Below are 19360 nucleotides of genomic sequence, written 5' to 3' on the forward strand. Positions count from 1 at the left end.
TCTATTCACCAGGACGGGGTTGACGGCATCAGTTCTGCCGGGATGGGATAATCTGTCTTCTCGATGCACGCCCTGACCACGGCCCTCAACCACTCCTGTGGGCAGCGGCCCAATCGCTTGCCGGTCTCCACCAACGACAGGATGCGCTGGCGAAACAGCTCGCCCCGGTGAGACCACACGCCGTAGCTACCCTTGCGCCAGAGCACATAGCCACGCAGCGCCCGCTCCGCCTCGTTGTTGGTCAGCGCTATTTCGTCGTCAGTCATAAACCGCCACAGCATCTCGTCATCCCGCAGCAGCAACTGGCATCGTCCACGGTAGCGTTTGCTGCACAACAGGGCGCCGCGCTCCAACTGGCTTCGCCAGCTTTGCCGGTAACGCGCGAGCCTGCGCAGGTATTTCTGCTTGCTCAACGCACCGCTTTCCCAACGGTGCCGGGTACGAAACACCGCATCCGCCAGCAAGACCAACCGGGCACCGATGGGCTGGTTGCACTGCTCGCTACTCTCGGCGATGGCCACGAGATTGCGGGCCACGTGGGCCCAGCACAGTTGCCGCTGGTCGGCGTCGATAAACCGGTAGCCGGCGTACTGGTCGGTCACCAGCACCCCGTCAAACTCGGCGCCCAGCAGCCGCTTGGCCGCCTCCTGACCACGGCCATAGGCCGTCATGAAGCAGACGGCTATCTTGCTCAGCGCCAGCCACATCCAGCGGCGCTCTCCACCCCGCTGATGCCGGGTCTCATCGGCATGAACGTGGGTGGCCGTCTGCACCTGCTGCTTGATGGCCTGGTAGGTCGGGGTGAGCATGGCACTCACCCGCCCCTGCGCCTCACTGATGGCGCCCCGGCTAAAACTCAGGCCGAAATGCTGTTTGAGCTGCTGCTGTATCTGGCTGACGCTCTGGTGAAACTGGCCGCTTTGCAGCGCGATGTAGCTGAGCAGATTGGCCCCCATCTGGCTGCTGCTGACGTTGTCTGGCAGTGCGGCCTGGGTCGTGCCGATACACCGTGAGCAGGTCGCACGATACAGTTGGTGTTCGGTGACGAGATAGCTCACCTCGGGCAGCTCGAACACCTGATGAACCTGATAGGGTTTGGCATGGGCCACCATGTCCCCGCCACAGCAAGCGCAATCGGCGGCAGGGTAATGCGGGACCAGGGTCAGGCGGGCATCAAGCGGATGCCGCTCGCGGCGATGTCCCTTGTGACCGGGCTGCGCCCCCCGTTGCTTGCCGGACGCCGGACGCTTGCGGGCCGGCGGCGGTGCACCGGGGCCGTCGCTGGAAGGCGGCTTGGAGGAGTTGCCGCTGTGCTGATTGAGGCGGTCCTCCAGCTCGGCGATGCGGTCGAGGAGCTTATAAATCAGCTCGTTGGCCTGCTCCAGAGTGGTGGGCATTCCCGCGGAATGCATGGTGTTTTTGCTCATGGGGGGAGCGTATCTAAGGAGCAGGATCAAGCAAGCAGGAAAGTGGGATCAAGAGACGATCGTCTCATTTTTCCTGTGTCAATACTGTTCCGGTGAATACTTACGTGCCAGGTTGTTGGCCCGGCAGAAACGCTGCCAGTCGTCACGTCACTACCATATTGGCTACCCTGGTTCGAGTGCACGATGACCTCTGTTTCTGGTTTACGTCGCCATACGGCCATCATCAGTGCATACAACGCGAGCTCGCGTGAAAGGGTCGGTTGCATCGACCAGCCCACCACGTTACGAGCGAAAAGATCGATGACCACAGCTAGATACAGCCAACCCTGCCAAGTGCGGATATAGGTGATATCGGTCACCCAAACCTGATTGGCCAGGCTAACAGTAAATTGTCGCTGATACGATTAGGCGCTACGACGGAAGGTCTACCGGATACCCTGCGTGGCGCTTTATAGCCGCGAACTGCTTTGATCCGGTTTAGTTGCATAAGCCGTCCCACCCGATTTTTACCGCAGGTTTCGCCGATCTCATTCAGGTCACCATGAACCCGGCGATAGCCATACACGCCGCCGCTCAGAGCATATGAATCGCGGATGAGTGTCAGCAGACGCTGGTTGTCTTTATTACGTGCACAGACCGGATTATGCAGCCATGCATAAAATCCGGCCCGGGCGACATTCAGTACCCGACACATTGTCATGACACCCCATACAGAACGGTGCTCATTAATAAAGTGGTACTTCAGTCGTGCTCCCTTGCAAAGTACCGCGCGGCCTTTTTCAGAATATCCCGCACTTCTTCGGTGCGTTTTAACAGCGCCCGTATCTTCAGGATCTCACTTTTTGCTTCCAGTAAATCGCGGGCATGCTGCTCGCAATTATCCGGTTTGATGGCCCTCAGCCATTTATAGAGACTGTGAGCAGAAACCCCCAGCCGGTCAGACACCTCTGCCACTGAATAACCACGCTCAGTGATCTGACGCACTGCTTCCTCTTTAAACTCAGGTGTAAATCGTGGTGTGCCCATAAGATCCTCCTATGCTCAAACTCTAGGGCAGGATCGTCTACTGGGGCGGGGTCAGTCCACTGTGAGTAAGATCAGTATAGTTCGTGGTGACTGCTGATCATGGGTAATCAGGTATGTCTTTATGGTGTATCATAATAAAAGTCATTTTATCAGTGTTGGATGGCAGCCTACATAAGTTATTATAGAAGAGGACGACATGCTGGCGTATATCGTCCATAACAGGAAGGGGAGTATAGGAACAACCATCAATATAAAGCTATGGAAGAGGCTGAGCTTTAACTTTTGCTAAGTATCTATTCTTATAGAAAATATGATGGCGTTTATATTCTTAAACTAATGAGAGCCGTTATCACTTATAGAAATGATAGAGAACCAATATGTTTTGACTTATGTATTGTAAAATAAGGATATTGCAGTAAGACCCAGTCAGTGCCATCGCTGTTTCTAATTATTTTCGAAACAAAAAAGCGATTGGTTGTATATAATTCTGTTATATCAGTAAATTCTTCTTTCTGCTGTGGGAAAATTTCTGTTTTATACGTGACAAAAAAAATGGTATTACCACTTTTGCCATATAGCCCTTTCAATTTGACAGATTTTTTTGTTAGATTGTTTTGCACTACGCTATCAATTAGTCCAAATTTACAGGTTGTGTAAAAACTAATTTTCGCTTCATTGGATTGTGCGTGAAAATTACATCCTATGCCATTGATAAATGGATGGGTTGAGTATGTTAGTAAACAAGCGATGCTAATATATTTTATATATTTTAATGGTGGTGAAGTCATTTTCATATCCATATAGAAAATCCCCATCGGAATTATTTGTTTCATTTTTAATTGTTGATATTTGAGAATCACTTAGCTTGAAAATCCCACAAACATTAGCATTATCTAACCTGTAGCAAAACCATTCATGTTTTAGGCTGCGTATAGTTAAGCAGCCAATAATTGTTACTGCAAGTACAATGTAAAAAATGCCCCTCCTCAATTTTAATGAAAATGACTGGAACAATATTTTTGACTTTTTTTTAAATGATTCTAAATGCTCTGTTTCGATAACGGAGTCTTTTTTCGTATCCTCTAGGATATTTATATGGGGATTGTAATCTTCATTTATATTCTTGTGATGGTGTAGCCCTAATGTACCTGGGGGGCTCATTACCGTTTCTGCGTTTACTGGATTGCTCATGGTGTTTATAACACAAACAGTGCAATCTCCAGTGTGAAATATATATCCCCGACGGTGAATTGTTTCAATGGATGCCTTGGTTTTTGATATGTGCTTTCTAATGTTTTTTATTGCGACGACTAGCGTATTTGGCGCCACAATAGTCTGTGGCCAACCTGCATCTAGTAAGTTATCTTGAGATAATAATAATTCTGCATGTGTAATAAAATGTTCAAGAAGTAGAGTCTCACTCCGACTCAATCGCGCCAGTTGTTTGCCATGCCAGGTTAACTCTCCTGAAACAACGTCCAGTTGTAACATATCGTCTCCATCACACACCCAAAATATGTGCACATCTAGTATCAAGTTGTCTACTCGTACTAGCAAGTTATTTGCTGTACAGATCTAGTTATCAACTGACCCCAGCCTCAAACCGGTGTCTTGTTTACGCTACGTTAATGCATACTCCCATCGGTATCAATTTCAGACCCTTCTTGAACATGTTGTAGGGGGTCTGACCCTCCATCATCCTGCCTTGATGTGGCCGCTGGGTGTTGTAGTGCTCCAGGTAGCTATCGAGGTCTGTCTGCATCTGCTCTACCGACTCATACCAGGTTGTCCTCCCCTTGATACGAAAGTGTTCATCCTGCAGAGATACCGTTTAGTTATTCGGTTCGAAGCCATATGACCAGGCCCTTTTATGGGCAATTGTCAGGTGAATACAATCTCCTACAGCCTATCAAGGCCGCGTCTCCGATTTGGCCGGTTGTTCGCCAGCTACAAACTTGGCCCATGCATCCATCATAGGACGTCGCTGGTCCAGCAAGTCAGTCCGATGGTAGGCCGCTTCGACCTTATTTTGAACTTTGTGAGCTAATGCCCGTTCAGCGAGATCACGCGCATAACCTTGCTCGCTGCACCAGTCCCGAAAGCTTGAGCGAAAGCCATGAGCAGTTGCCATTCGGCCAGGAGTCGTGCTGGGAGCCTCGACTCTTCTGAGCAGAGTAGTCAAGGCCATATCTGTCAGCGGTACTTGTTTACGTGGAGAGGGGAAAACCCATTCGCCGTGTAGACCCCGTACCTTTCCTAATATGGCCATAGTTTGAAGAGATAATGGAATGCGCTGAATGACTTGTGCCTTCATCCTGTCAGCCGGAATAGTCCAGATTGCTGTGTTTAGGTCGAGCTCATCCCATCGCATTTTCCTGGCCTCGCCAGAGCGGCAGGCTGTCAGGATAACGAATGAAAGTAGGGCACGGCTAACATCAAAACGCTCTGCGTTTGCCAAGTGCTGCTGGTAGAACGTTGGCAGTATCCGCCAATCCATAGCAGGTTGGTGCTGAGTGCGAATTGTTTTACTGGGCTGCATTGGCAGGAGTTTATCCACGACATCGACAGGGTTTGCTTGGCAGAAACCATGAGCCCACGCCCAAGCCATTACAGCATGCAGGCGTTGCTTTACGCGGGTGGCTGTTTCCGGGATCGCCAGCCAGATTGGCTGCAGTACACTGGCGATATGTGCCGGGGTGATGGTGTTGATAGGCTGCCGACCGATTACAGGGAAGGCATATTGTTCCAGGGTCGAGAGCCATTGCTTCCCATGTTTGGGATTGCGCCAACCAGGGAGTAGCTGTTGGTGCACCTGGCGAGCCGCAATTTCGACAGAGGGTATCGCTGGCTTAGTGGCTTCTTCTTTCTTCATTTCTAGGGGGTCTAGCCCTTTGGACAGTTGCTCACGCATTAAACGAGCCAGGTTACCTGCATCTGAAATCGAGACATCGGGGTAGGAGCCTAAACCAGCATTACGGCGTTTGCCTGTGATGGGACTGACATATCGCAGCACCCATTTTCCCTTTCCTTTTATCGTTGATGGATGAAGGGCCAAGCCAGTGACCCCACCATGGGGGAGGGGGTTTTCTTCGGGCTTCAGGCTGCGGGCCTTGGTGTCGGTGAGTGTTGCCATTATGCCACCTCTTGTTGAAATCAGTATGCCATTCAGTATGCCATTGAGTGTGTGCTTTTGTTGTATGGCATTGAAAGGGGTTGGACGGGGTTTGGTTATAGTTCATTGATATTAAATGATTATTCTTGTTTGTTTGAATTGGGTTGGACTGTTTCATGGCGGTCTGTCTCTCCGCCATTTACCAAGCCCACGCCAATGCGTGGGCTTTTTCATTGGCCCTCTTGGCTCCCCGCCGCCTCTTCCCATGAGGGTCGACGACTTGCCCCTTAGAGGCACCGGGCGCTCAGGGATGGCGCTTGGGCAGCCAGTCGTCGATTGTCGCCACCATCTGATCGGGTGTCAGCTGGCGGGTCATCCGTCCCCGCAGCACATGGCGATGAGTAAAATATCTGGCACCACTGGCCAGCACCTTGGCCTTGAGCGCCGCGATGTGCTCCTCGCCGAAATGGCTGTTGTAGGTGTTGAACAGCACCACGTCCTTGCCATCGAAACGATTGTGCTCGACGAAGGCCCAGATAGGCGGCGCCGGGCTGTAGAGCCAGACCGGGGAGCCGAGCCACACAGTATCGAACGGACTCAGATCGAGGATTCGCGGCACGAGATCGGGCAGGGCCTCTGGCGCACGCTTCAAGGTATTGGCATCGCCGAGGGCCTGCACCAATCCCCTGGGGCCGAGCCGGTAGGCGGGGGCATCCAGCGCAAAGATCTGGGCACCGAGTCGAGTTGCCAGGTGGCGGGCGGCCAGCGCCGTATTGCCCGAGCGGGAGAAATAGACCACCGCTGTGCGGGGGCTCGCCATCTGCTGACTCTCTGCCTCCAGCCCGGCCAGCTCATTCGCTTGCCGACGCTCGATAAAAGAGACCGCCAGCAGCACGACCACCACGGCGGCGGCCAGCGCACCAAGGGTGATAAAGACCCAGTTCATCATCCTTGACCTCACATTACATAAAGTACGGCTTGTCGCCCTCGCTGCCGGGTTGGTGGATGCCAAGGTTCTCCCCCAGATGCAGTTCGGGCGAGACCAGGATCCGGGTGATGAGATCCCCCACGCTCCTGCGCGACACCACAGTGCCCTGGAAGGGCTGGCCCTTGGCGGTCAGAGCGTAGTCCACGTCATCCTCATCGGTCAGCCAGGCCGGGCGCAAGATGGTGTAATCCAGCCCCGATGCCTCGATGGCGTCTGCCGCACGGCGGTAGGGTTTAAGCTCCTCGCCGATGATGCCGCGATTCCACTGGCCGAACTTGCCGGGCACCTCGTCGTAGATCCCAAGGGACAGCACGAAGACCAGGCGCTTCACTCCCGCGGCCTGCATGGCGGCGATGACCGCCTGAGCCTGCTTGTCCAGGTTGTCGCCGCTGAGGTTGGCGTAGACGATCTCTTGTCCTGCCATCGCCTCCTTGAGCAGCGGCTTGTCCAGCACGCTGCCGATCACCACTTTGGCGTTGGCCGGCTCACGGCCGCTCAACTTCTTTGGGTCGCGCAGCAGCAGGGTCTGGCGGATGTCGCCCTGCCCGGCGAGCCCCTTGACCACCCACCGGGCTATCTGGCCGCTGGCGCCGAGGATCAGTACGTTTCGCATATCGGTTTACCTTGTTGCTTGAATGGGTGGGGATGCCCCCACCGCGGGATCACAGAGTGCGCTGGAAGAAGGGCACGAGGCTTGCCATGGCGATGGCCACCGGCTCGGCTTTGTCGTAGAGGTCGTAATGGGACCAGCCTTCGGCCACGACTATGTGCTTGTCGGTGGAGGCGGCGCGGCCGTAGATCTCCCAGCCATCCCGATAGGCGCCAAAGCCCCCCGCCTTGTCGCCGATGACCACCATCAACGGCTGGGTCAGCAGCACCTCGGCATGGAGGAAGGCATCCCATCCCATGGCGGCGCCGGTGAAGGACATCAGCTGGCGGGTCGCGCCATGAGGCTGCTGACCGCGCGCCGTCTTGTAGTACTCGGTGGCCTCCAGCACGTCGATGTCGGTGATGCCTGCCGCGGTGGCCGCCGCCACCGACGCTGGCAGCAGATCGGCGGGCTCTGTGGCGTCCCCTTGCGCCTGTGCCGTGCGCATCCGGGCAATGCTCTGGGCCAGCTCAAGAGGTTTGAACTGGGCGAAGCCTTCGCGGATCAGGCGGCCATAGTTGACCCCGGTGATGGAGACCAGCGCCTTGAGGCGGTGATCCGTGATGCCCGCATGGATGGTGTAGGCGCCGCCGCCGCACACGCCGATGGCGCCGATGCGATCGCTGTCCACATAAGAGAGGGATTGCAGGTAGTCCACCGCGAAGCGGATGTCGGAGACCCGAATTGCCGGATCCTCGATAAAGCGCGGCTCACCGCCGCTGGCGCCCTGGAAGCTGGCGTCGGGCACCAGTACCACAAATCCCGCCTCGGCCAGCCCCTTGGCGTAGACATTGCCGGCGGTCTGCTCCTTGCAGCTGCCGATGGGGTGGGTGCTGACGATGGCCGGGTAGCGCTTTTGCTCGTCGAAATCGGGCGGCAGGTAGAGGTCGGCCGCCGTCTGCCAGCCCAGGTTCTGATAGGTCAGGTTCAATACATGGCTCATGATGATGCTCCTCGATAAGCGGGAGGGGCCTCCCCCTCTCGCGGGCCGATTAGTTCAGGGTTCGCAGGAAGAAGGGGGCCAGCTTGGCGACGGCCTCGTCGACATGGCGGGGAACGTCGTAGAGGGACATGTGATTGGCCCCCTCCACCACATGCAGGGTCTTGTCTGTGCTCGCGGCGCGCGCCAGCAGGTCATCGCTCATCCACTTGCTGCCGGCCACACTGCCTGCCACCGCCAGGATCGGCTGGGTCAGGAAAGCCTCCGCCTTGTGATAGGCGTCGTAGGTGATGATCTGGTTCAGGTTGCGGGTCAGGGCAAAGCCCGGCGCGTTGGGGTGCTCGCAGCGCGGGGTGTGGTAGTACTCCCAGGCTTCGCGCAGCTCCTCGTTGGGGGCATCCTCTTCACGCAGGGGCGCCAAGGGGATGGTGGCGTAGCCGCTACCTGCCGCATCCGCGGTGCGGGCCTGGGAGCCGAACGCCAGATACCCCATGGCATCGGCATCCTTGACACTGTTGTCCCAGCCATTGCGGAACATCTGGCCGATGTTGACCGCGCTGACCATGCCGAGCGCCTTGATGCGGCGATCCTGGATGGCGGCATTGGCGCTGTAGCCGGCACCGGCGCAGATACCCATGGCCCCGATCCGGTTCTGATCGACATAGGGCAGCGTGGTCAGGTAGTCCACCACGGCGCTGACGTCCTCGGTGCTGATATGGGGGTTCTCCAGCTGACGCGGCTCGCCCGAGCTCTCGCCCTGATAGGAGCGGTCAAAGGCGATGGCGATAAACCCCTGCTCGGCCAGCTTGCTGGCGTACAGGCCCGCGGTCTGCTCCTTCACCCCGCCGCCGGGGTGGGAGACCACGACCGCCGGGTACTGCTTGCGCTCATCGAAGTGCGGCGGGAAGTGAACGATGGCAGCCATAGTGATGCCTTGGCCGTTGCGATTGGGGAAGGTGACGTGGGACATGGTCGGGCTCTCCGTTAGGTTCAGGGTCGTCATGCTTGACGCGAGTTCGAGCTAATAGTAGTAAGTCTATTGAGCTAGATATACGCACCTATCAAGACATGACTGATTAGCTAGACTAAACAAATGCCCATAGAACCTTCACTCGTCGCGTCACTGACGTGGTTTGCCCACATCGCCCGTCACCGCAGCTTCACCAAGGCCGCCACCGAGATGGGGGTGACGCGCGCCGCCCTCTCCCAGCACCTGAAGGGGCTGGAGCAGCAGCTGCAGGTACGGCTGCTCAACCGCACTACCCGCGACATGTCGCTGACCGATGAGGGACGGCGCCTGCTGGACGTGCTGCAACCCTCCCTCACGGCGATCGAGCGGGTGGTGAGCGAGCTCAATGACTCCCACCTTGAGCCCTCGGGCCTTATTCGTATCAACAGTTCGCGCATCGCCGCCAGGCTGCTGATCGAGCCTCACATGGGGGAGTTTCTGGCGCGCCATCCCAAGCTGCGGCTGGAGCTGGTGATGGCGGACGGGTTTTCCAACATCATCGCCGACGGGATGGATGCCGGGATTCGCCTGGGGGAGAGCCTGGATGAACACGTGGTGGCGGTGCCCATCACTCCTCCTTTGACCATGGCCATCGTCGGCGCCCCCGACTATTTCAGGCAGCATGGCACGCCGCAGACCCCGGGGGATCTCACCCGGCACAACTGCCTGGCCTACCGCTTTACCTCCAGTAGCACCATCGACCGCTGGTCGTTTACCTCCCCCGATGAGGAACTGCACACCCAGATCGTCGATCCCAAGGGTAACGCCGTGTTCAACGACGACGACAGCATGCTGCAGGCTGCCTTGCAGGGAGTTGGCCTGGTCAAACACCTGGATCTGCGGGTGCGCCAGTACCTGAATGATGGCTCACTGGTGCGGGTACTCGCACCCTGGTGCCCCCCCTTCCCGGGGTTTTATCTCTATGTGCCGTCGAGGGCCCAGATGCCGGCCAAGATCCGGGCGCTGATGGACTTTCTGGTGGAGAAGCGCGAAGGGATTGCCAGGTAGCGTGCGCAAGAGCTTGCTTGGTGAAATGTCTCCGCCACATTCCAAGCCCGATCTGTTTAAGGGGTGGGCTTTTTTATTTGATTGTCTTGGTCTTTCTTCCTGTATCGGTCGTTGCATACCAATCCCGCCGGGCGCTTGTGAGCGTTTGCTACCCATAGTCCCGCTTCCTGCGATTGGCTCATGTTGTCTACATGCCCGCTTCTGTAACTGGCTGTAGGCATCCTCTCGACCTATCCCTTGCGTGACGCAATTTCCCATGACTCATCGGATGCACTTCACAGTTGGGATGGAAAAACAGGCGTCACTCGGTGACGGTTCTTTTTCATCAGTGGGGGTCTCCGGGGGCGCAGGAAAAGTCACGGAAGCAGTTCATTGACCCTTGTGTATCTATGACGGTGACAGCACCACGATTGTCCTGAGGTGTGAGGAGGACACTCGCATCATGGTGATTTGGGCTGCTGGCATCAACGCGGAAAGCGTGCACCTGTGCCGGTGCAATATTGCGAGTGGCTAAATTATCGTCATTGCAGTGAATCGTTCTGAACTGCGCAATGTATTGCGTATTTACCAGATTTAAAAACTGGATGGGCAACGATTGACGATGTATTGAGTGAGATAAAGCAAAAAATTGCTTGTTGTTGCATGGTGATTAGCGCGAATGATTTATAACTAATTGATAATTAATGTTTTTTATAGGTGGCATGGACGCTGCTAACAGATTCGCTCGAGTGCTATCTCATTTCACTAATCTATCAGGAGCATATCCATGCCAACTCCATGTTATATCAGCATCGAAGGTAAAACCCAGGGCAACATCACCGCGGGTGCCTTCACCTCTGACTCCGTCGGCAACATCTTCGTGCAAGGCCACGAAGACGAGATGCTGGTACAAGAGTTCCAGCACGTCGTGACCGTACCGACCGACCCGCAATCCGGCCAGCCGGCTGGTCAGCGTGTCCACAAGCCGTTCAAGTTCACCGTGGCCCTGAACAAAGCGGTTCCGCTCATGTACAACGCCCTGGCGTCCGGTGAGATGCTGCCGAAAGTGACCCTGAAGTGGTATCGCACCTCCGTTGAGGGCAAGCAGGAGCACTTCTTCTCTACCGTGCTGACCGATGCCACCATCGTGGATATCGACTGCCAGATGCCGCACTGCCAGGATCCGGCGAAGTCTGACTTCACCCAGCTGATCCAGGTCTCCATGGCATACCGCAAGATTGACTGGGAACACACCGTTGCCGGTACTTCCGGTGCTGACGACTGGCGTGCTCCGATCGAGGCGTAAGCTGATGTTCAAGGGCACTGCTTGCGGTGCCCTTTTGCTCTTGGAACCACCGAAATCAGAGGTGCAATGCTGCCTCGCCAATTGCCCTCCATTGCATCCGATTTCCCTTGCCCACGATTTTTCTTATGCCTGTCTGCGCTTCGTGTGCAGGCATAAGAAAAATGGGGTCGCATCTTGCCGCTCGCCGTCAAGGGTGTGCGGTAGCCATGGTGTCAATGCCATCGGGACGATTGCGACTCTCTCGCACGGCTTCAACGACCCCGTCACCCGGGGCAACACACTTTCTTGAGGGCGCTCACCGATGGCAGATAGCACAGGATTACAATTTACCGTCAAGGTGGGGGCGCTGCCCGAGGGGACCTTCGTGGTGGCCGAGTTTGCCCTGGAAGAGGCGCTGAACGACCCGTTCCAGCTGCGCCTTGATTTGGCAAGCCCCCAGTCGGACATCGATTTTGCCGCCGTGCTGGATCAGCCGTGCGAGTTGCTGGTGTGGTATAACGGCGAGCTGCAGCGCCGGGTGTGCGGGGTGGTCAGTGATTTTGCCCAGGGGGATAGCGGTTTTCGCCGCACCCGCTACCAGCTGCTGGTGCAACCGGCCCTGTGGCGGCTGGGGCTTCGCCACAACTCGCGCATCTTCCAGGCGCAAAAGCCCGATGAAATCCTCAGCATCCTGTTGCAGGAGCACGGCATCACCGACTATGCCTTTGCCCTCAAAAATGAACATGCCCAGCGCGAATACTGCGTCCAGTACCGGGAAACCGACCTCGACTTCCTCAATCGCCTCGCTGCCGAAGAGGGGATGTTCTACTTCTTTGAGTTTGAGCAAGGCAAACACCGTCTCGTGTTTGCCGACGACGCGGCTGCATTAACTGGCGGCCCCGAGCTGTTCTTCAACCTTGGCAACCGTTCCCTCGAGCAAGGTGCCTACGTGCGTCAGTTCCACTACCGCGAGGCGGTGCGCACCTCGGATGTGGAGCTCAAAGACTACAGCTTCAAGACCCCGGCCTATGGGCTCTCCCACAAGAAACTGGGGGCCGAGCTTGAGCATCAGCGCCAGAGCTACCAGCACTTCGACTACCCGGGCCGTTACAAGCAGGACCCGAGCGGCAAGGCGTTTGTCCAGCATAGGCTGGATGCCCTGCGCAATGATGCGGTGACCGGTAGCGGCAAATCCAACAGTGCAGCTTTGCAGCCGGGGCAGACCTTCTCACTCACCGAACACCCCAATGGCAGCCTCAACAGCGACTGGCAAATCGTCCATATCCGTCACACCGGCCAACAGCCGCAGGCGCTGGAAGAGGAGGGGGGCAGCGGCCAGACCGTCTACCACAACGAATTTGGTGTGGTGAAGGCGAGCACTACCTGGCGGGCCCGTATTGGCAGCCCGCAAGCGCCGCACAAACCCATGGTGGATGGCCCGCAGATTGCCATGGTGGTGGGCCCGGAGGGGGAGGAGATTTACTGCGACGAGCACGGCCGGGTCAAGCTGCAATTCCCCTGGGACCGCTACGGTTCGAGTAACGACCAGAGTTCCTGTTGGGTGCGGGTGAGCCAAGGCTGGGCGGGTGGTCAATACGGCATGATGGCCATTCCGCGCATCGGCCATGAAGTGATTGTGAGTTTCCTAGAAGGGGACCCCGACCAGCCTATTGTGACGGGGCGCACCTATCACGCCACCAACCGGCCGCCCTATGAGCTACCGGCCAACAAGACCCGCACCGTGCTGCGCACCGAGACTCATCAGGGTGAGGGCTTCAACGAGCTGCGTTTTGAAGACCAGGCGGGGCAGGAAGAGATTTATCTGCACGGGCAGAAAGACCTGAACGTAGCGCTTGAGAATGATGCGGCCTGGCACATCAAGCACGATGAGCACAGAGACATCGACAACGAGCGGGTGACCCGCATCAAGGCCAATGACCACCTGACGGTGGAGGGTGAGAAGCGTGACCATATCAAGGGTGACCACTCGCTGACGGTAGATGCCCGCATGCACCAGAAACTGGGGCAGAGCTGGCTAACCCAGGCCGGGCAGGAGGTGCACGTCAAGGCCGGTGCCAAGGTGGTACTGGAGGCGGGCAGCGAGCTCACCGTCAAGGTCGGTGGCTGCTTTATCAAGGTCGATGGCGGCGGCGTTACCCTGGTCGGCCCGACCATCAAGATGAACTCGGGCGGCAGTCCTGGCTCAGGTTCTGGCTGGGCGGGGCAATCTCCCATCGGTCCCCATGGTGTTGCCGTCCCCCCCATTCCCAAAGTCCCTCTCACACAGGCTCAGCTTGCCACCATGAAGAGTGCGGCACCTTTCTGCGAGGAGTGCGAGAAGTGCAAGGAGGGTGAGTGTGAAATCTGAGGCGCTGCCATTAACCGAGTGGGTCAATTCATCCCGTAGCACACCTCTCTATGCCGTGCTGGCCGGCGCCAGCGAAGCGGCCCCCTTGCAGCATTACTATCGACTGGATGGCCGCCACACCCCTCGAGGTCTTTATCTCGGGACTGTCTATGGGGATTGGCATCCTGTCATGCCTTATCTGGTTGAACTGGATGAAGAGAGCCCATTCATCGAGTGGGCGGCCAATGCCGGGGCGCGTGACTGGGGATTCCTGATCTCGACGGCGCAGCCGGTTAATACCCTCTATGGCCATTTGCAAGGGCTGACCCAGGTTTGGCATCAGGGAGAGGCGGTTTTTTTTCGCTATTGGGATGGTGCTTATCTGGCTTCGATCATCGAGCTGCTTGGTGACCGCTTTACCACCCTGTTACCTGAGCTTGAATCGCTCTGGTGTGATGGGCACGCCTTTCGTTGGGAAGGATCGGAGCCTTGCAAACCGCGTCCCTTCCCCTGGTGGGAGCTCCCGGAACAAGTGGCCAGCACCCTGGCCAAACAAGATCAGGGGATCCTGATCAATAACCTGATGCAACAGCTGGCCGACCAGAATGGTCAGCTTTACTGGTCCTTTCCCGAGGCCAATTTACGGTTCAAGGTGGCCCGTTTCATTGCCCGTCATCCATCCCCTGACAGTGATCTATTCCCGGCGCTGGAAGCTGCGCTGATCAAAGAGGTTCAAGCATGAGTAATCCCGGCCAGGCCATTTTCACCCAGGTGATTGCCGATTATCGCAATGCCCTCAAAGAGTACCGCCAGGATGCAGAGAGTTTCTTTCTGGGCGACATGCTCGGCATGGACATGGAACAGACCATCAAGGTCGGTGACAAGAAGATAACGGCATCATCGGGCAGCAACAAGGCGCAGTCCGTGGTGACCCAATGTCCGCAGAGCGGCACCTTGCGTTTGGTGCACATGTTTGAATCGGTACGCTTTATCCCCATCGGCAATACCCCCTACAAGGTGGAGGCGGGCAAGGTGATGCGCGGGCAATTTGCCAGTGAAGCGGTCGTCAAGGAGGGAACGCTGGATGCCAAGGGGATTGCCGAAGTGGGCAAGCTCACTCCGGGCAAGTCCTATCGAGTGACCTTTTATCCCAATGTGAAGAAGGGTGATCTCGATGCGTTGTTCACTTCTTACGCACCGGTACAAAAAGATCTCGAAGCCTGGCTGACCAAAGAGTGGAACAGCGAGCACAAGGCCGCCTGGGGACGCTATACCGCCAATGGTAGCGGGGTCGGGAGTCATGCCCTGGCCGCTGCCAGCGGGATTGGCAAGGCGCTGGTTGGTGTGTGGGACGATCTCAAAACCATCTACAACCTGCTGGCCGATCCGGTGGGTAATGCCAAGAAGCTGGCCGAACTGGGGGTCGATGCTGCGGCCATGGCCCAGGCGGGGGTCTCTCAGATGGAGGCGGCCATGCTGGTGCTGCAGGATGAGGCGCTGCTCTATCTCTATGCCTATGCCCTGGTGTGCTGGGTCAAGTTGTTGCCACCGGACGAGCAGACAGAATTTGGGGCGCAGGTGATCTCGTCGGTGCTGATCGACGTCATCATTGGTGTGGTGCTGACCGGTGGGGCCGGCCTGGCAGCCCGCTATGGTGCCAAAGCCGCCTCCATGGCGAAAAACAGCGACCGGGTGATGCGCCTCGTCACCTCCCTGGTCAATATGTCGAAGAAGCACAACCTGGCGCAGCATGCCCAGAAAGCGAAGAAGGTGCTGGTAACCGGTTCGGCGCCCATGAGCCCGGCCAAGAAAGCCGATCTCAGGTTGGTAGATGGCAATGCCAACACTCTGGTTGAGCAGGGGACGGCGGCCACGCGCAAGTTCCAGCCGCACGCCGAAATCAAACAGCGTAGCCAGACACCGGATGCCTCCAGGCAGGCCGAGACTCCTGCGGGCCATCCCCATCAGCCGGAAGCAAAGACGTGCAAGAACAAGTGTCCGGTCTCCATGGTGACGGGCGAAGAGCTGCTGGCGCTGCAGGATGCCCAACTTCCCGGTCTGTTGCCCTTCACCTTTGGCCGCCTCTATCGCACCTCTGCGATAGCACAGACAACAGGTATGGGACCAGGCTGGAGTCACTCCTTGGCACACCGGCTTGAACGTCACGGCGATATCCTGATCTGGCGGGATGACGAATCTCTTGCCACTGAACTGCCTCTGCCATCGGTAAGCAGGCCCATGGTCACCAACCTGTTGTCGGAAGCGGTGGTTTATCTGGGAGATAACGCCGACGAGGTGATTGTGGCCAAGGCGGGCTCCCCCTTCTTGCACTTTACCTGGCATGGCAATACAGGTCGTTTGACTGCGCTTTCCGATGCCTACGGGAATCGATTGACTGTTCGCTCCGATAACCAGGGGCGCCCTTGCTGGATTGAAAATGAAGGTGGGCTGGCTCTTCGCATCGTTTATCAACAGGCTTTCCTGACCGCTGTCGAGTTGCAACGGTTTGACGGGATCAACTGGCTGCCTCAGGCAACGCTGCAGCGTTATTACTATGATGATGCCGGTCATCTGGTTGCCGCTGAAAATGGGGGGGGCGAGTGCGAACGTTACCGTTACCGTGATGATGGAGTGATCCTGGAGCGCCGTCTGGCGGGCGGGGCCGGTTTCTTCTGGGAGTGGGAGCGGGAAGGCTCTCAGGCGCGTGCCATCCGTCACTGGAGTGATGTGGCCGGTTTCGATGTCACCTATGGCTGGGATGACGACAAGGGCGAAGTGACGGTCATCAACGCCGACGGCAGCCAGGAGGTGTATCAGCATGACAACAATGCCCGCCTCGTTCGTCAGCAGGATCCTGACGGTGCCATCACCGAGTTTGTCTATAACGACAAGGGCCAGAAGGTACTGGCACGGGATGCGCTGGGTGGAGAGACCCGGTATCACTATGACGATGAAGGACTGTTGGTTCTCGAGGTCGCTCCTGATGGCAACCAGACCGCCTATCAATATTGGGATGGGCGAGTACGCAAGGTGGTACAAGGGGAGCGTGAGTGGCGTTTTGAGCGCAATGTACAAGGGGATGTGATCGCAAGACGGGATCCCTTGGGGCGCGAGACCCGTTACGGTTACACCCCACAAGGCAAGCTCTGTTTGGTGGAACAACCTGATGGCAGCCGTATCGAACTGCTCTGGAACCGACAGGGGCAGCTGATTGAAGAGAAGGGGGCCGATGGCGGTGTAACCCGCTGGCGTTATGACGAGCGGGGTCGTCAGATCCTGCGTCGCGATCCCCGTGGGGCCATTACCCGTTATGAGTGGGATGCCGCCGATCGTCTGCAAGCCGTGCATCTGCCGGGGGGCGGTGTGCGCCGTTATGAGTACAACGCCTACGGCAAGGTGACGGCCCAGTGGGATGAGCAGGGCCGCGAGACGCGCTACGAATACCATCCCGGCCTGCATCTGGTGAGCCGTCGCATCAACCCGGATGGCAGTGAGCTCAAGTATCGCTACGACAACGCCAAGCTCTTTTTGAGCGAAATAGAGAACGAACACGGTGAGCAGCACCGTATCCACTACTACCCCAACGGTCTGGTGGAGCGGGAAACCGGTTTCGATGGCCGTACCACCGCCTATCGTTACGATCTTAACGGCCACCTTGGCGAGAAGGTGGAGTTTGGCAAGCAGGGCACCGAACTGGTGACCCGCTATGAGCGTGATGCCATGGGGCGCCTGCTCAAGAAATGCCTGCCAGACGGCCGTGAAATCCAGTTCAGCTATGACCAATATGGCCAGTTGATCCGGGTCGATGATGGCGCCTGGCCGCTGGCCTTTGAATACGATGCCGGCGGCAATCTGCTGGCTGAGCATCAGGGATGGGCCTCCAGCTATTTCAAACACGATCAGATGGGACGGTTGGCCAGCTGGCAGTTGCCCGATGGCAACCAGCTTGCTTACCACTACCAGCATGGCGCCCTGAGCGGTGTCGATCTCAATGGTGCCGAACTCACCCGCCATCAGATAGTCGGCGGGTTGGAGATGCGTCGCAGCCAGGGGGCATTGACTCAACAATACGAATATGACGAGCAGGGACGTCTGACAGCTCTGCGATTGCAACGCGGACAACAGATTGCCCGCGAACGGCGCTATGGCTATGACGGCACAGGCAATCTGTTGCACATCAACGACAGTGCCCAGGGGGAATTGCATTATCGCTACGATCCGCTGGACCGTTTGCTGGAGGTACGCGGTGAGCTGACCGAGCGATTCCTGCATGATCCGGCAGGAAACCTGTTGAGCCAGACTCAGGGCAATCGGTTTGATGCCGCCAGTACCCAGGGCAACCGCTTGCTCTTTAGCGGGGATCGCCACTTCGAATACGACGAATTTGGCCGATTGGCGGTAGAGCGGCGAGGCAAGGGCCAGTCACTTGTTACCCGTTATCACTACGACTGTCAGCATCAGCTGATCAGAGTCGAGTTGCCAGGTGGGAGCATCGCCCGTTACGACTACGATGCCTTTGGCCGCCGTATTCGCAAAACGCTCGTTGGGCAAAATGAGCAACAGGGCGACCAGGTTAGCGAGTTTTTGTGGCAGGCCAATAATCTGATTGCCGAAAGTTGCAGCGATGGTGGTTACCGCAGTTTTGTCTACGAGCCCGGTAGCTTCAAGCCGCTGGTGCAGCTGGAAGGGGAAGGGCAAGGCGCAGAGGTATTCCACTATCAACTGGATCACCTTGGTACCCCGCTGGCGTTGACGCGAGAAAATGGTGCAACCGCCTGGCAGGTGCGCTATCGCGCTTATGGCAATGTATGGAAACAGGAACTGGCCGAAGTTGAGACGCCCCTGCGTTTTCAAGGGCAGTACTATGATGCCGAGACGGGCCTCCACTATAACCGCCACCGCTACTACCAACCCGGGACGGGTAGATTTATCACTCCTGACCCGATAGGCTTGGCCGGTGGACTCAACAACTACCAGTACGCCCCTAACCCCACCGGTTGGGTGGACCCGCTGGGGTTAAATAATGTGCCAGGGCAGTGTCCTCTGGATATACCTAGAACCCGGATCCCGGTTGAACAACAGGATGTATTCAGGCAATTCGAGCAGCATCATGCCGGGCAGTTCAAAGATGATCATGAATTGGTTAGTGCTTTCGAAAATGTGAGAGACAATGCTTCTCCATGGCCAGTTGGTTTTACTCCCAAAACTCGAGTTATCCAACCAGGGGAGCGTTTTAATATGATCACTAACGAAGGAAGGGCACAATTCCCAGGGCAATACGGTACTCCAAATGAAATTCCAAATGCTAGTTTTGGTAGAGACAACTTAGCAATAAAGGAAGAGTGGAAAGGAACTCTTGATAGAAGAGTGACCTATGAAGTTCAGCGTCCATTTGATATAGAATATGGCCCTGTTGGACCACAAATAGAAAAAATGTCTGATGGCTCTTACAAATACTACCCCGGAGGTGGAGAGCAAATACGACTTCTATACAAAGACTTCGAAAATGCAGTTCCTAACAAAAAAAATAGGTATACAGAACAAGCATACCTTAAAATAATTGAAGATGTGCCTTTGCCACAGGAGTGAA

13 protein-coding genes and 2 pseudogenes are annotated in these 19360 nt (G+C 56.7%); 5 read left to right on the forward strand and 10 right to left on the reverse strand.

All coding sequences use genetic code 11. The features are described 5' to 3' along the window. Positions 1–5: 5 nt before the first annotated feature. The 10 genes and pseudogenes from I6L37_RS12255 to I6L37_RS12300 form a co-directional block, all read right to left on the reverse strand. Positions 6–1427, reverse strand: a complete 1422-nt coding sequence (locus tag I6L37_RS12255; protein WP_032495448.1) for an IS66-like element ISKpn15 family transposase — start codon at positions 1425–1427, stop codon at positions 6–8. 105 nt (positions 1428–1532) lie between these two features. After that, a pseudogene (locus I6L37_RS12260) lies at positions 1533–2453 on the reverse strand (IS3 family transposase); the annotation flags it as partial. 353 nt (positions 2454–2806) lie between these two features. Further along, positions 2807–3241, reverse strand: a complete 435-nt coding sequence (locus I6L37_RS12265; RefSeq protein WP_216991963.1) for a hypothetical protein — start codon at positions 3239–3241, stop codon at positions 2807–2809. After that, positions 3204–3944, reverse strand: a complete 741-nt coding sequence (locus I6L37_RS12270; RefSeq protein WP_216991964.1) for a winged helix-turn-helix domain-containing protein — start codon at positions 3942–3944, stop codon at positions 3204–3206. The genes I6L37_RS12265 and I6L37_RS12270 overlap by 38 nt, the downstream gene beginning before the upstream one ends. A 124-nt stretch (positions 3945–4068) precedes the next feature. Continuing rightward, a pseudogene (locus I6L37_RS12275) lies at positions 4069–4269 on the reverse strand (integrase core domain-containing protein); the annotation flags it as partial. Between the two features lie 93 nt (positions 4270–4362). After that, the gene (locus I6L37_RS12280) at positions 4363–5586 is read right to left on the reverse strand and encodes an integrase arm-type DNA-binding domain-containing protein (protein WP_216991965.1); all 1224 of its coding nucleotides are present in this window, start codon (positions 5584–5586) and stop codon (positions 4363–4365) included. Between the two features lie 283 nt (positions 5587–5869). Beyond that, positions 5870–6514, reverse strand: a complete 645-nt coding sequence (locus tag I6L37_RS12285; protein WP_216991966.1) for a flavodoxin — start codon at positions 6512–6514, stop codon at positions 5870–5872. A 13-nt stretch (positions 6515–6527) separates the two neighbouring features. Then, positions 6528–7166, reverse strand: a complete 639-nt coding sequence (locus I6L37_RS12290) for an SDR family oxidoreductase (RefSeq protein WP_216991967.1) — start codon at positions 7164–7166, stop codon at positions 6528–6530. A 49-nt stretch (positions 7167–7215) separates the two neighbouring features. Beyond that, a complete protein-coding gene (locus I6L37_RS12295) occupies positions 7216–8145 on the reverse strand; it encodes an alpha/beta hydrolase (protein WP_216991968.1) in 930 nt (309 codons plus the stop codon). Between the two features lie 49 nt (positions 8146–8194). Next, entirely contained in the window at positions 8195–9112 is a 918-nt protein-coding gene (locus tag I6L37_RS12300) for an alpha/beta hydrolase (protein ID WP_216991969.1), read from the reverse strand. A 123-nt stretch (positions 9113–9235) separates the two neighbouring features. Between I6L37_RS12300 and I6L37_RS12305 the strand changes: the two genes are divergently transcribed. The 5 genes from I6L37_RS12305 (at position 9236) to I6L37_RS12325 (ending at position 19359) form a co-directional block, all read left to right on the forward strand. Continuing rightward, entirely contained in the window at positions 9236–10159 is a 924-nt protein-coding gene (locus tag I6L37_RS12305) for a LysR family transcriptional regulator (protein ID WP_216991970.1), read from the forward strand. A 766-nt stretch (positions 10160–10925) separates the two neighbouring features. Then, the gene (hcp1, locus tag I6L37_RS12310) at positions 10926–11444 is read left to right on the forward strand and encodes a type VI secretion system effector Hcp1 (RefSeq protein WP_010634242.1); all 519 of its coding nucleotides are present in this window, start codon (positions 10926–10928) and stop codon (positions 11442–11444) included. Positions 11445–11745: 301 nt separating this feature from the next. Beyond that, positions 11746–13791 carry a type VI secretion system tip protein VgrG gene (locus tag I6L37_RS12315; RefSeq protein ID WP_216991971.1) on the forward strand — a complete coding sequence of 682 codons (2046 nt, stop codon included), beginning with the start codon at positions 11746–11748 and terminating at the stop codon, positions 13789–13791. Further along, the gene (locus tag I6L37_RS12320; protein WP_216991972.1) at positions 13781–14512 is read left to right on the forward strand and encodes a DUF4123 domain-containing protein; all 732 of its coding nucleotides are present in this window, start codon (positions 13781–13783) and stop codon (positions 14510–14512) included. The genes I6L37_RS12315 and I6L37_RS12320 overlap by 11 nt, the downstream gene beginning before the upstream one ends. Next, positions 14509–19359 (forward strand): RHS repeat-associated core domain-containing protein, encoded by a 4851-nt coding sequence (locus I6L37_RS12325; protein WP_216991973.1) that lies wholly within the window; start codon positions 14509–14511, stop codon positions 19357–19359. The genes I6L37_RS12320 and I6L37_RS12325 overlap by 4 nt, the downstream gene beginning before the upstream one ends. Position 19360 lies beyond the last annotated feature (1 nt).

The sequence above is a fragment of the Aeromonas sp. FDAARGOS 1407 genome (assembly GCF_019048725.1).
In the GTDB taxonomy this organism is placed as follows: Bacteria; Pseudomonadota; Gammaproteobacteria; order Enterobacterales; family Aeromonadaceae; genus Aeromonas; species Aeromonas enteropelogenes.

Coding starts and splice junctions, on each gene's coding strand:
- I6L37_RS12255 (WP_032495448.1), bottom strand. CDS start 1,427: ATGAGCAAAAACACCATGCATTCCGCGGGAATGCCCACCACTCTGGAG.
- I6L37_RS12265 (WP_216991963.1), bottom strand. CDS start 3,241: ATGACTTCACCACCATTAAAATATATAAAATATATTAGCATCGCTTGT.
- I6L37_RS12270 (WP_216991964.1), bottom strand. CDS start 3,944: ATGTTACAACTGGACGTTGTTTCAGGAGAGTTAACCTGGCATGGCAAA.
- I6L37_RS12280 (WP_216991965.1), bottom strand. CDS start 5,586: ATGGCAACACTCACCGACACCAAGGCCCGCAGCCTGAAGCCCGAAGAA.
- I6L37_RS12285 (WP_216991966.1), bottom strand. CDS start 6,514: ATGATGAACTGGGTCTTTATCACCCTTGGTGCGCTGGCCGCCGCCGTG.
- I6L37_RS12290 (WP_216991967.1), bottom strand. CDS start 7,166: ATGCGAAACGTACTGATCCTCGGCGCCAGCGGCCAGATAGCCCGGTGG.
- I6L37_RS12295 (WP_216991968.1), bottom strand. CDS start 8,145: ATGAGCCATGTATTGAACCTGACCTATCAGAACCTGGGCTGGCAGACG.
- I6L37_RS12300 (WP_216991969.1), bottom strand. CDS start 9,112: ATGTCCCACGTCACCTTCCCCAATCGCAACGGCCAAGGCATCACTATG.
- I6L37_RS12305 (WP_216991970.1), top strand. CDS start 9,236: ATGCCCATAGAACCTTCACTCGTCGCGTCACTGACGTGGTTTGCCCAC.
- hcp1 (WP_010634242.1), top strand. CDS start 10,926: ATGCCAACTCCATGTTATATCAGCATCGAAGGTAAAACCCAGGGCAAC.
- I6L37_RS12315 (WP_216991971.1), top strand. CDS start 11,746: ATGGCAGATAGCACAGGATTACAATTTACCGTCAAGGTGGGGGCGCTG.
- I6L37_RS12325 (WP_216991973.1), top strand. CDS start 14,509: ATGAGTAATCCCGGCCAGGCCATTTTCACCCAGGTGATTGCCGATTAT.